The organism is Pseudomonas haemolytica (assembly GCF_009659625.1).
Lineage (GTDB): Bacteria > Pseudomonadota > Gammaproteobacteria > Pseudomonadales > Pseudomonadaceae > Aquipseudomonas > Aquipseudomonas haemolytica.
In genome coordinates this window covers 114,845-126,697 of the sequence record NZ_VOIW01000008.1, presented here as the reverse complement: position 1 = coordinate 126,697, position 11,853 = coordinate 114,845, and the positions used below count along the sequence as shown (strand labels likewise).

General features: G+C 60.2%; 11 protein-coding genes. 4 read left to right on the top strand and 7 right to left on the bottom strand.

The genetic code is table 11. The features are described 5' to 3' along the window. Positions 1 to 127 precede the first annotated feature (127 nt). Positions 128 to 544 carry a large-conductance mechanosensitive channel protein MscL gene (gene mscL, locus FRT59_RS24410; protein ID WP_153872601.1) on the top strand — a complete coding sequence of 139 codons (417 nt, stop codon included), beginning with the start codon at positions 128 to 130 and terminating at the stop codon, positions 542 to 544. Between the two features lie 40 nt (positions 545 to 584). Here the strand turns inward: mscL and FRT59_RS24405 are convergent, their stop codons facing one another. Beyond that, positions 585 to 1,361, bottom strand: coding sequence for a ferredoxin--NADP reductase (locus FRT59_RS24405; RefSeq protein ID WP_153872600.1), 777 nt, complete (start codon positions 1,359 to 1,361; stop codon positions 585 to 587). Between the two features lie 395 nt (positions 1,362 to 1,756). Between FRT59_RS24405 and FRT59_RS24400 the strand changes: the two genes are divergently transcribed. Both FRT59_RS24400 and FRT59_RS24395 read left to right on the top strand, forming a co-directional pair. Next, a complete protein-coding gene (locus tag FRT59_RS24400) occupies positions 1,757 to 2,467 on the top strand; it encodes a helix-turn-helix transcriptional regulator (protein WP_153872599.1) in 711 nt (236 codons plus the stop codon). A gap of 141 nt (positions 2,468 to 2,608) precedes the next feature. Continuing rightward, positions 2,609 to 3,733 (top strand): methyltransferase, encoded by a 1,125-nt coding sequence (locus tag FRT59_RS24395; protein WP_153872645.1) that lies wholly within the window; start codon positions 2,609 to 2,611, stop codon positions 3,731 to 3,733. A gap of 82 nt (positions 3,734 to 3,815) precedes the next feature. Here the strand turns inward: FRT59_RS24395 and FRT59_RS24390 are convergent, their stop codons facing one another. The 3 genes from FRT59_RS24390 to FRT59_RS24380 are packed head-to-tail and all read right to left on the bottom strand — an operon-like array spanning position 3,816 to position 6,444. Beyond that, entirely contained in the window at positions 3,816 to 3,983 is a 168-nt protein-coding gene (locus FRT59_RS24390; protein WP_080752921.1) for a DUF2474 domain-containing protein, read from the bottom strand. Between the two features lie 12 nt (positions 3,984 to 3,995). Continuing rightward, positions 3,996 to 5,003: a cytochrome d ubiquinol oxidase subunit II gene (gene cydB / locus FRT59_RS24385; protein WP_014720024.1), complete on the bottom strand. Its 1,008-nt coding sequence runs from the start codon at positions 5,001 to 5,003 to the stop codon at positions 3,996 to 3,998. 1 nt (position 5,004) lies between these two features. Next, entirely contained in the window at positions 5,005 to 6,444 is a 1,440-nt protein-coding gene (locus tag FRT59_RS24380; RefSeq protein ID WP_034117801.1) for a cytochrome ubiquinol oxidase subunit I, read from the bottom strand. 317 nt (positions 6,445 to 6,761) lie between these two features. On the opposite strand from FRT59_RS24380, the gene FRT59_RS24375 reads away from it, so the two are divergent. After that, entirely contained in the window at positions 6,762 to 8,012 is a 1,251-nt protein-coding gene (locus tag FRT59_RS24375; protein ID WP_034117800.1) for an MFS transporter, read from the top strand. A gap of 123 nt (positions 8,013 to 8,135) precedes the next feature. Here FRT59_RS24375 and FRT59_RS24370 read toward each other — a convergent pair whose 3' ends face one another. Genes FRT59_RS24370 through FRT59_RS24360 form a run of 3 tightly spaced genes read right to left on the bottom strand, consistent with a single transcriptional unit; the run spans position 8,136 to position 11,826 of the window. Then, positions 8,136 to 10,319, bottom strand: coding sequence for a xanthine dehydrogenase family protein molybdopterin-binding subunit (locus tag FRT59_RS24370; protein ID WP_153872598.1), 2,184 nt, complete (start codon positions 10,317 to 10,319; stop codon positions 8,136 to 8,138). Next, entirely contained in the window at positions 10,316 to 11,305 is a 990-nt protein-coding gene (locus FRT59_RS24365) for an FAD binding domain-containing protein (protein WP_034117798.1), read from the bottom strand. The genes FRT59_RS24370 and FRT59_RS24365 overlap by 4 nt, the downstream gene beginning before the upstream one ends. After that, the gene (locus tag FRT59_RS24360; RefSeq protein ID WP_153872597.1) at positions 11,302 to 11,826 is read right to left on the bottom strand and encodes a (2Fe-2S)-binding protein; all 525 of its coding nucleotides are present in this window, start codon (positions 11,824 to 11,826) and stop codon (positions 11,302 to 11,304) included. The genes FRT59_RS24365 and FRT59_RS24360 overlap by 4 nt, the downstream gene beginning before the upstream one ends. Between the last annotated feature and the right edge of the window lie 27 nt (positions 11,827 to 11,853).

The following is an 11,853-nucleotide window of genomic DNA, read 5'->3' as shown; positions in this document are numbered from 1 at the left end:
CTTTGCAAACTATTTGCGATTTAATGTGTCGATAAAAATCGACAGTGTTAACAGTTGTGTCGAGCAAGCCTTGTACGACTGAATTACACTGACTTCCACCCTCCTCAACTGTAACAAGGAATAACCTATGGGCGTGATCAGTGAGTTCAAGGCCTTCGCGGTCAAAGGTAATGTGGTCGACATGGCCGTCGGTATCATCATCGGCGCCGCCTTCGGAAAAATCGTTTCCTCGTTTGTAGGCGACGTAATAATGCCACCCATCGGCCTGCTGATCGGTGGTGTGGACTTCGCCGATTTGGCAGTCACCCTCAAGGCCGCACAAGGTGACGTACCTGCCGTGGTCCTGGCTTACGGCAAGTTCATCCAGAGCATCATCGACTTCTTGATCGTCGCTTTCGCGATTTTCATGGGTGTAAAGGCCATCAACCGCCTGAAGCGCGAAGAGGCCGTAGCCCCGAGCTTGCCGCCGACGCCGACCAAGGAAGAGGTGCTGCTGGGTGAGATCCGCGATCTGCTCAAGGCACAGCATGACAAGCCGCTTTAAATCGCGGATGCAGAAAGGCGCCTCGTAAGGCGCCTTTTTTCTACCAGTAGTTTTCCACTGCAACCTGGCCAGGGCGTCGGCTCAGGCTCAGCTGCATGTCCCTCTGCTTGAGCAACTGACGGGTGTCATCCACCATCGCCGGGTTGCCGCAAATCAGTACACGTGAATGTTGTGGGCTCAACTCGACGCCGGCCGCACGCTCCAACTCACCATTTTCTATCAAGGTAGTAATGCGCCCGTTCAACGCGCCCGGATGTTGCTCGCGAGTGACGATGGGGATGTAGGTGAGTTTATGCGCATATTCGGCCAGGTATTCTCGCTCCCCCAGTGTCTTGATCAATGACTGATAGGCCAGCTCCTTGGCTTCGCGCGCGCTGTACACCAGAATGATTCGCTCGAATTTCTCCCAGGCTTCAAAGTCCTGCAGGATCGACAGGAACGGCGCCACGCCTGTGCCGGTCCCCAGCAGCCAGAGGTCGCGCCCATCAACGAAACGACTCAGCGTCAGGAAACCCGTGGCCTGGCGCTCTACCAACAACGTATCGCCGACCCGCAAGCGACTCAACTCACTGGTGAACTCCCCATCGGGAACGACGATGGAAAAAAAGTCGAGGTATTCGTCGAAAGGCGACGACACCACGGAGTAAGCACGCCAGACAACACTGCCATCCGCCTTGGTCACTCCCAGGCGTACAAACTGCCCCGCCGTGAAACGAAAGCCGGCGTCACGCGTGGTGCGCAGCGTAAACAGGCTGGGCGTCAACGATTGCACGTCGAGCAGGGTCTGGCAGGTATGTTTCTCAGCGCTGGCCGTCATGGGGCACTCCGTTCAACAGGGGCCCTAGTGTCCCCCAAAGTGGCGCATTAAAACACCGATGAACAGTAGTGGCATCAAGCCCACCAACATTGATGGCGCTTTAGCATCACCTTTGATCAATTGGCTATTTGCACCCCACCTATCTAGCTTAAGTAGTGCCAAAAACGGTGTACACATTGCGTTTAAGACGCTTACCTAACCCATTAATACACCGAAAAAAAACTAACTTAATGGGTGGCAGATACGCGAACGAACCGAGCGAGAACACTCCTAAAATCGGTCACAAAAGAGCGAAAAATTCATCCCGCATCGTAGTCCGTGCCCTACACTCTTTTCCGTATCTCATTGGGATCAGGACGTACCCAAGTCACACCAACACCCATGGAGATTTGCCGATGGTCAACTGGCGCAATACACGACTCCCAAAACTCGAAGGTGAGAACGAGGTCACCAGTGTTTTTGAGATGGTCATTAACCACACCTATGAATTGGGCTTTGAATACTGCTCCTTCACGATGAGCTCCCAACTTCCAACCAGCCAGGTAAATACCGTACAAATCAACAACTACCCAAATGAATTCAACTCCTTGTATAAGCAAGCCCACTTTTTTGACACAGATCCCGTCGTGGCTCACTGCAAGCGCTGTGTTCTACCATTGGTCTGGGAAGAGAAGGCGTTCAGCACGGCACCGCATTTGTGGGCGTTGACCCAGTCGTTCGGCATTCACCTGGGTTGGAGCCAGGCTGTCCACGACTTCCAGGGCGTCTTCAGTATGCTGAGCGTGGGCCGCAGTCATGACGCCGTCAGCCCCGAGGAACTTTACGAAAAAGCCGGCCAAGTGCTGTGGTTATGCCATGCCATGCACGCCGTGGTAGCGCAGAAATATGCTACTGAGCCGAGCATGAACCCATCGAGCAAATTGACCCCACGAGAAACGGAGATCCTGATGTGGTCAGCCAAGGGCAAAACCGCCTCGGAGATTGCCACTATCCTCTGCCTCGCGGAACGCACAGTGGGCTTTCATATCAGCAGTACCTTCAAGAAATTGGGCGTCAACAACAAAATCGCTGCCGTGCTCAGCGCCTCGAAAGCAGGGCTGTTTTAACCTGCGCATGAAACACCGCATGTCATCGGGCTCAAAAAAAAGTAACATTTGCGACCAATTCTGAGTGTTGAGGTTGCCCCTTGAGGGCGTTGCTTCGTGGTTCATTCAGACGGCCCGCCGATTACCCAGAGCCTCCCCGCCATGCCCCTGCTCGACAGCCCCTTCGCCCAGCTCGATCTGATTCGCCAGCCAGAGCAACACAATGATCCGCTGCAAGCCTTCGATGCCGCCGACGAGTACCTGCTCAGCCATCTCGCCGAGCAGCAGCCCCACGCTGCCACCCGCGTGCTTATCCTGAATGATAGCTTTGGCGCCCTGGCGGCCAGCCTGGAAGGACATGTGCAGGTGACCTCCAGCGGTGACTCATTCCTCGCCGCCCAGGGGTTGGAGAAAAACCTGGTGCGCAACGGCAAGGCCTTTGATGCAGTGAAATTCACGCCAGCCAGCCAGGTAGCCACCGGACCATTCGATCGCGTATTGATCCGTGTACCCAAAACCCTGGCGCTGCTGGAGGAACAACTGATCCGCCTGCAAGGGCAACTGGCGCCGGGCGCCGAAGTGATCGCTGGGGCGATGATCAAGCACTTGCCCCGGGCCGCGGGCGAGCTGCTGGAGCGCTATATCGGGCCAATGCAGGCCTCATTGGCCGTCAAAAAGGCGCGCCTGCTGATCGCCACCGTCGCCGACCGCCCCGTAGCGGTCTCGCCCTACCCAACTCGCTACACCCTGGACACGCCGACCATCGAGCTGCTGAACCACGCCAATGTGTTCTGCCGCGAAGGCCTGGACATCGGCACCCGCGCCTTCCTGCCACACCTGCCAAAAAACCTGGGCAGTGCCCGCGTGGCGGACCTGGGCTGCGGCAATGGCGTGTTGGCAATTGCCAGCGCCCTGCAAAACCCCGACGCCCAGTACACCCTGGTGGATGAGTCCTACATGGCCGTGCAATCCGCCGCTGAAAACTGGCAGGCCGCCCTGGGCGCGCGTGAGGTCAGGGTACGCGCCGATGACGGCCTGGCCGGCCAGGAGGCGCAGTCGTTGGACGTGGTGCTGTGCAACCCACCGTTCCACCAGCAACAGGTAGTCGGCGACTTCCTCGCCTGGCGCATGTTCCAGCAGGCACGGGAAGCCCTGGTAGTCGGCGGCGCCCTGTATATCGTCGGTAACCGTCACCTGGGTTATCACAGCAAGTTGGCGCGGTTGTTCCGCGGCGTCGAGCAAGTCGCCGCTACGCCGAAGTTCGTCATCCTCAAGGCGCGCAAATAAAAAAGCCCTGCCCTTCCAAAAGAAGAGCAGGGCTTGCCGCTCAAGTTAGCAGGCTGCGGGCCGCAAAGCCCCGCCCGGGATATCAGTGCGTGGTCAGGCCGGCCGCATTCATGAACATGCGCATCAGGCTGGCCACGATGAACAGGGCCACCACGCTACCGGTCCAGATCATCACCAACCAACCCAGGCGCCGCCACAGCGGCTGCTTCTCGGCCTGCTCAATCTCGTGCAACGTAGGTTTGCCGGACATGAAGAGCCCCTCCTAGTGATAGCCGTCTTCGTGGGTGACCTTGCCGCGGAACACGTAGTAGCTCCAGAAGGTGTAGCCCAGGATGAACGGGATGATGAACAGCGTGCCCACCAGCATGAAGCCCTGGCTTTGCGGCGGCGCGGCGGCATCCCAGATTGATACGGACGGCGGGATGATATTCGGCCACAGGCTGATGCCCAGGCCGCTGTAGCCGAGGAAGATCAGCACCAGCGTCAGCAGGAACGGCGTGTAGTGCGCATTACGTGCCACGGCGCGGATCAGCCCGTACATGGTCACCAGCACGAGGATCGGCACCGGCAGGAACCAGAACAGGTTCGGCAAGGTAAACCACCGCGATGCGATTTCCGGGTGGGTCAGCGGCGTCCAGATGCTGACGATACCGATCACCGCCAACACCACGAACGCCAACGGCCGCGCCAGGTTATGCATCTGCTCCTGCAACTTGCCTTCGGTCTTCATGATCAGCCAGGTGCAGCCCAGCAGCGCATAAGCCACGATCAATGCCACACCGCAGAACATCGTGAACGGTGTGAGCCAGTCCAGTGAGCCACCGGCAAACTGGCGGTCCACCACCGGGATGCCGTCGATAAAGGCACCCAGCGCCACCCCCTGGAAGAAGGTCGCCGCCAGCGAGCCACCGATAAACGCCTTGTCCCACAGGTGACGCTTGTGGTCCTTGGCCTTGAAGCGAAACTCAAAGGCCACGCCGCGGAAGATCAGCCCGATCAACATCAGGATCAGCGGCAGATACAAGGCCGACAACACCACCGAATAGGCCAGCGGAAACGCGCCAAACAACGCCGCGCCGCCGAGTACCAGCCAGGTTTCGTTACCATCCCATACGGGTGCCACGGTGTTCATCATGACGTCACGGTCGACCTTGCCCGGGATAAACGGGAAGAGGATGCCGATGCCCAGGTCGAAGCCGTCCATGACCACGTACATCATGATGCCGAAGATGATGATCACGGCCCAGATCAGCGGAAGATCAATACCCATCTCAATGCTCCTTGTGCTGGATGTGGGCTTGGTCGTTATCGCTGCCATCATCGGCGGCGGAAAGCGGACGAGCCGGTGTACGTTTCTGGCCAGGGCCACCGTGGGTCGGTTCGCTGCCTTCGTGGGTCTGAGGCCCTTTGCGCACCAGGCGCATCATGTAGCCCAGGCCAGCACCGAACAGTGCGAAGTACACCACCACGAACAACACCAGGGTGATGGTCATTTGCGCCAGGCTATGCCCGGATGAAGCATCCGCCGTGCGCATCAACCCGTAGACCACCCACGGCTGGCGACCGATTTCGGTAGTGAACCAACCGGCGAGAATCGCAATCAGGCCAGACGGGCCCATCCACAGCGCGAGGTACAGGAATGGCCTGGACGTGTACATCTTGTCGCCCCGGCGCAGCCACAGGCTGAACAGACCGGTGAAGATCATCAGCAAGCCCAGGCCGACCATGACCCGGAATGACCAGAACACAATGGTCGAGTTGGGGCGGTCCTCTGGCGGGAACTCCTTGAGGGCCGGCACCTGCTTGTCCAGGGAGTGGGTCAGGATCAGGCTGCCCAGGTACGGGATCTCGACGGCGTATTTGGTTTTCTCGGCTTTCATGTCCGGCCAGCCGAACAGGATCAGCGGCGTTGGCTCGTTGCCGATATTTTCCCAGTGACCTTCAATCGCGGCGATTTTTGCCGGCTGATGCTTGAGGGTGTTAAGGCCATGGAAGTCGCCGATCACCGCCTGGATTGGCGCGACGATCAGGGCCATCCACATCGCCATCGAGAGCATTGTGCGGATTGCCGGGTTATCCCTGCCGCGCAGCAAATGCCAGGCCGCCGAGGAACCGACAAAGAACGCGGTCGCCACGAAGGCAGCCGTGGCCATGTGCGCCAGGCGATAGGGGAATGAAGGGTTGAAGACGACAGCGAACCAATCGGTAGGAATCACGCGACCGTCGATGATTTCAAAGCCCTGGGGCGTCTGCATCCAGCTGTTGGACGAGAGAATCCAGAAGGTGGAAATCAATGTACCGACGGCCACCATCACGGTGGAGAAAAAGTGCAGCTTGCGCCCCACCTTGTTCCAGCCGAACAGCATCACACCGAGGAAACCGGCCTCGAGGAAGAACGCCGTGAGTACTTCATACGTCAGCAACGGCCCGGTGACCGCGCCGGCGAAGTCGGAGAAGCGACTCCAGTTGGTGCCGAACTGATAGGCCATGACCAGGCCCGAGACCACCCCCATGCCGAAGTTGACGGCAAAGATCTTCGACCAGAAATGGTAGAGGTCACGGTAGGTGTCGTTGTGGGTCTTGAGCCACAAGCCCTCCAGCACTGCAAGGTAACTGGCCAGGCCGATGGTGATCGCCGGGAACAGGATGTGGAATGAGATGGTGAACGCGAATTGAATTCGGGCGAGATCTAGCGCCTCCAAACCGAACATAAGTCTTCCTCTGTCAGGTAATACCGGCTGCTGGCTGGGAGCCTGCACCCACTGCCCCCACGGATATGGAGTGTGGCGAATTTGAATTCGTTTCTTTTTTTACCCATCACGCAGGGAATCTGGTCTTGCGACCGCCAGAACAATCCCGGGGCAGGTTTTGATCTGGATCAAGCATTGCTCAAAGCGTAGTCCTATTTTAGCTGTAGGACTGTGTGGTCTTTTGCCGCGTGACAGCTTGCCTCAGTCATGTTCTCGCAACTATTTGTTACAGGTAGATGCTAATCTCGCCATTCTCCAAGCCCTGACCTGAATGCCCAATGCCCAGTGAACCCGCGTTGCTGTTACGTCACCACCGCCCTTTCATCGCGTTCTGGCTGGCGCGGATCTTTACCGCCAGCGGCTTCCAGATGCTCACCGTGGCTATCGGCTGGAACCTCTACCAACTGACCGGCAATGTGCTGGACCTGGGTCTGGTGGGCCTGGTGGAGTTCGTACCGCGCGTGCTGTTCATGCTGCACACCGGGCATGTGGCTGATCGCTATGAGCGGCGCAAAGTCGCCGCCATCTGCCAGACCGTGCAGGCGCTGATTGCCTTGTCGCTGGCCATCGGCGGCCTGACCGGCAACGTGACCCGCGAGATGATCTTTATCCTCGCCTTCCTGCTCGGCGCGGCACGTTCGTTTGAAATGCCCACCACTCAGGCGCTGCTGCCAAGCATCGTGCCCAGCGCCCTGTTCCCTCGGGCCGTGGCCTCCTCGCAATCAGCCCAGCAATTGGCGACCATCGTCGCGCCGGCCCTCGGCGGTTTGCTCTACGCGTTTGGCAGTGTGTGGGTGTACGGCCCGACCGTGGCGCTCTACCTGATCGCCTGCGTGTTGACCCTGAACCTGCCCGCCCGCCAGACCCCGTTGAACAAAGGCAAGGCCACCATGGACTCGCTGCTGGCGGGCATTCGCTTTATCCGCAGCCGCCCGGACATCCTCGGCGCCATCTCCCTCGACTTGTTTGCCGTATTGCTGGGCGGTGCCACCGCCCTGTTGCCAGTGTTCGCCAAGGACATCCTGCTCACCGGCGCCTGGGGCCTGGGCCTGCTGCGTTCGGCGCCGGCAGTGGGAGCGTTGTTGATGTCATTGTGGCTGGCGCGCTTCTCGGTCGACCGCAAAGTGGGCCGCGTGATGTTCACCGCCGTCGGCGTGTTTGGCGTGGCGACCATCGCTTTTGGCCTGTCGACCTCATTCTGGTTCTCCCTGGCGGTGCTGGTGGTACTGGGCGCAGCGGATATGATCAGCATGGTGATCCGTGCCTCGTTCGTGCAACTGGAAACACCGGATGAGATGCGCGGGCGGGTCAGTGCGGTCAATGGCCTGTTTATCGGCGCATCCAATCAACTGGGCGAGTTCGAATCCGGGATCACCGCCCACTGGTTTGGCACCGTGCCGGCGGTGGTCATGGGCGGTATCGGCACGCTGGTGGTGACGGGAGTGTGGATCAAGCTGTTCCCGACCCTGGCTAACCGGGACCGTATGCATGTGCCGGTGGAACAGCCCACTCAAAAAACTACCGCATAACCCATGTGGGAGGGGGCTTGCTCCCGATAGCGGTGGATCAGTCAATTTATGCTTGGACTGAAACGCCGCCATCGGGAGCAAGCCCACTCCCACATTTGGATCTTCAGTGTTTGCTAGATCGCGTCAGAGCACCTTGTCGAGGGTGATCGGAAACTCCCGCACCCGCTTGCCAGTGGCGTGATAAATCGCATTCGCCACCGCCGCCGCCACCCCGACAATACCGATTTCCCCCACGCCCTTGGAGCCCAGCGCATTGACGATCTCGTCGTGCTCCTCGACAAACAGCACGTCAATCTCGCCAATGTCGGCATTCACCGGGATGTGGTACTCGGCCAGGCTGTGGTTCATGTAGCGCCCCAGTTGATGGTCGACCTGGGTTTCTTCATGCAGGGCCATGCCAATGCCCCACACCACGCCGCCAAGGATCTGGCTACGGGCCATCTTGGGGTTGACCACCCGCCCGGCGGCAATCGCACTGACCACACGGCTGACCTTGATGGCGCCCAAGTCTTCGTCTACCCGCACTTCGACAAACACCGCCGAGTGAGTCGCGGCGGCATAACCCTGGCGTTTCTTGTCGGGTTCGCTGTCGACCTGCACTTGCAACGCCTCTTCACCGCTGTCCTTGACCAGTTGCGCCAGCGACACACTCACGTTACCGGTATGCAACTGGCCGTCTTCAAAACGCACGGCTTGCGCGTCCTTGAACACCGGATAGGTCTGCCGGGCGACCTCCAGCAACTTGGCATTCAGCGCTTCACACGCTTGCTGCACGGCGGTGCCGACGGAAGATACGGTAAACGAGCCGCCCTGCAATGGCGCGGTGGGTAACGAAGAGTCGCCCAACAGAAAGTCGATATCAGCCATTGCCACACCACTGGCCTGGGCGGCGATCTGAGTCATTACCGTGTAAGTGCCCGTGCCGATATCCGTAGTGGCGCTGCTGACGGTGAGCTTGCCCTCAGCGTCGATACGCGCCTTGGCACTGGCCTTCATCTGCATGGCTTCCCACACGCCGCCTGCCATGCCCCAGCCGATCAATTGGCGACCGTCGCGCATGCTGCGCGGTTCCGGGTTGCGCTGGCTCCAGCCGAAACGCTCGGCGCCTTCGCCGTAGCACTCACGCAGGGCCTTGCTCGACCAGGGTTTGTCTTCGTTCTGGTTGCGCTCGGCGTAGTTGATCAGGCGCAGTTGCACCGGGTCCATGCCTAAGGCGCAGGCCAGTTCGTCCATGGCGCACTCCAGGCCGATCACGCCCAATGCGGCGCCGGGTGCGCGCATGTCCAAGGGCGTAAACACATCCAGCGGCGCCAATTTGTAGGTCAGTTGCACGTTGTCGCAGTGATAGAGCATGCCGCTCCATTCCACCACGTGCTCGCTGAAATCCTCGAAGCGCGAGGTCTGGCCAATCGCGGTATGCCCCAAGGCCAGCAAGCGCCCGTTGGCGGCGGCGCCCATCTGCAAACGCTGCAAGGTGCGCGGGCGATAACCGAAGGTGAACATCTGCTGGCGAGTCAGGGTGACGCGTACCGAACGCTTGAGCGCCAGGGACGCCATCACCGCCAACGGCAATTGGTATTGCGGGCGCAGCCCCGAGCCGAAGGCACCGCCAACGAAGGCGGCAAAGATGCGCACCTGGTTCTTATCCAGGCCGAACACTTTCTGCACGTAGGCTTGGCAGTTCTGCGGGCCCTGGGTCTTGTCGTGGATATGCAGGGTGCCGTCCGGCTGGAACAGCACGGTGCTGGCATGAGGTTCCATCGGGTTGTGGTGTTCGATGGGCGTGCTGTAGTGCAGATCGAGGCTGACCGCCGCGCCGGCCCACTCGGCCTGGAAGTTGCCACGGGGCTTGGGTGGCGTCTGTGGCGAGGGATAGGCCAGATCCTGCTGGGTGAGCAAATCGGTCTCGAAACTTTCACGCTCGTATTCAATTTCCACGAGTGAGCCGGCATGCCGTGCCAACTCCAGGTTATCGGCGATCACCAGGGCCAGCGGCTGGCCACTGTAGAGCACACGGTCGTTGTACAGCGGGCGAAACGGCGAGCCATCGGCGGCATCGTCATCGGCGAAGGCATCGTCGTAACTGGCGATCTTCGGCCGGTTGAGGTGATCGATCACCGCCACCACGCCGGGCAACGCCAGGGCCTTGGACGCATCGATGCTGACGACCCGCCCCTTGGCGATAGTGCTGGAGACCACGCTGCCATGCAGCAGGCCCGGCTCGGGAAACTCACCGGCATAACGCGCTTTCCCGGTGACTTTGAGTAGGCCGTCGACACGGTCCAGGGGTTTGCCAATGGCGCTCATGGCTGTTCTCCTGCGACGGCGGCGTCGCTCAAGGCACGAATGATTGCGCGACGTGCCAGCTTGATCTTGAAGCCGTTGTGTTCCAGTGGCTCTGCGTCTTGCAGCAGAGCGTCGGCGGCATTGCTGAAGGTTTCGCGGCTGACGGTCTGGCCGATCAATGCGGCTTCTATTGCGCGATCGCGCCAGGGTTTGTGCGCCACGCCGCCGAGGGCCAGGCGCGCATCGATGATGGTGTCGCCGTCCAGTTCCAGGGCCGCGGCAACGGACACCAAGGCAAAAGCATAGGACGCGCGATCACGGATTTTCAGGTAGTGGCTGTGCAGGGCCAGGTGGTCAGCGGGCAACTCGATGGCGGTGATCAGTTCGTCGTCGGCCAATTGGTTATCGCGTTGCGGTGCATCACCGGGCAAACGGTGGAAGTCGGCAAACTCGATCACTCGCGCACCGCCGCGCCCCTCTACATGCACGCGCGCCTCCAGCGCCGCCAGGGCCACGCACATGTCCGACGGGTGCGTGGCCACACACTGCTCGCTGGCACCGAGGATCGCATGGATGCGGTTCAGACCGCTGCGCGCCGGGCATCCGCTGCCGGGCTCGCGTTTGTTGCACGGCACCGTCGCGTCATAAAAGTAGTAACAACGGGTGCGCTGCAACAGGTTGCCGCCAGTACTCGCCATGTTGCGCAGCTGCGGCGACGCCCCGGCCAGGATCGCCTGGGACAGCAACGGGTAGCGCTGTTCGATCAGCGGGTGCCAGGCCAGGTCGGCATTGCTCACCAGCGCGCCGATACGCACACCGCCCTCGGCCGTTTCTTCAACCGCATGCAACGGCAGGCCAGTGATGTCGATCAGGTGCTCGGGGCGGCTGATGTTTTCTTTCATCAAGTCCAGCAGGTTGGTGCCCCCGGCAATGAAGCGCGATACCGCACTGCTCAGGTGCACCGCCTCGCGCACATCGGCAGGCTTGCTGTAATGGAAGGGGTTCATTGCTTGCCTCCCTGGCTGCGGCAGGCCGGCAACGCCTCTTCGATGGCATCGCGGATATTGGTGTAGGCGCCACAGCGGCACAGGTTGCCGCTCATCAGTTCCTGGATTTGTGCACTGTCGTGGGCACGGCCTTCATTGGCCAGGCCGACTGCGGAACAGATCTGGCCGGGGGTGCAGTAGCCGCACTGGAACGCGTCGTGCTTGATAAAGGCTTGCTGCATCGGGTGCAGTTGGTCGCCGTCGGCCAAGCCTTCGATGGTGGTCAGCTCGGCGCCGTCGCACATGACGGCCAGGGTTAAACAGGCATTCACGCGCTTGCCGTCACGCAATACGGTGCAGGCGCCGCATTGGCCGTGGTCGCAGCCTTTTTTGCTGCCGACCAGGTCCAGTTGTTCGCGCAGCAGGTCCAGCAAGGTGGTCCAGGGCAGCACGTCCAATTGGCGATCCTGGCCATTGAGGGTCAATCGAATCGAGTGGGCGACGAACGGTTGGGCCGCCGCGCCATTAGGGGTCGCGCTCATAAAACACCTCACGGGTTGGTGTACATC

What these genes read in the sequence shown, in the direction of transcription:
- FRT59_RS24360 (WP_153872597.1), bottom strand. Translation starts at nt 11,826, where the DNA reads ATGAGCGCGACCCCTAATGGCGCGGCGGCCCAACCGTTCGTCGCCCAC.
- FRT59_RS24405 (WP_153872600.1), bottom strand. Translation starts at nt 1,361, where the DNA reads ATGACGGCCAGCGCTGAGAAACATACCTGCCAGACCCTGCTCGACGTG.
- FRT59_RS24390 (WP_080752921.1), bottom strand. Translation starts at nt 3,983, where the DNA reads ATGTCCGGCAAACCTACGTTGCACGAGATTGAGCAGGCCGAGAAGCAG.
- FRT59_RS24400 (WP_153872599.1), top strand. Translation starts at nt 1,757, where the DNA reads ATGGTCAACTGGCGCAATACACGACTCCCAAAACTCGAAGGTGAGAAC.
- FRT59_RS24375 (WP_034117800.1), top strand. Translation starts at nt 6,762, where the DNA reads ATGCCCAGTGAACCCGCGTTGCTGTTACGTCACCACCGCCCTTTCATC.
- FRT59_RS24380 (WP_034117801.1), bottom strand. Translation starts at nt 6,444, where the DNA reads ATGTTCGGTTTGGAGGCGCTAGATCTCGCCCGAATTCAATTCGCGTTC.
- FRT59_RS24370 (WP_153872598.1), bottom strand. Translation starts at nt 10,319, where the DNA reads ATGAGCGCCATTGGCAAACCCCTGGACCGTGTCGACGGCCTACTCAAA.
- cydB (WP_014720024.1), bottom strand. Translation starts at nt 5,003, where the DNA reads ATGGGTATTGATCTTCCGCTGATCTGGGCCGTGATCATCATCTTCGGC.
- FRT59_RS24395 (WP_153872645.1), top strand. Translation starts at nt 2,609, where the DNA reads ATGCCCCTGCTCGACAGCCCCTTCGCCCAGCTCGATCTGATTCGCCAG.
- FRT59_RS24365 (WP_034117798.1), bottom strand. Translation starts at nt 11,305, where the DNA reads ATGAACCCCTTCCATTACAGCAAGCCTGCCGATGTGCGCGAGGCGGTG.
- mscL (WP_153872601.1), top strand. Translation starts at nt 128, where the DNA reads ATGGGCGTGATCAGTGAGTTCAAGGCCTTCGCGGTCAAAGGTAATGTG.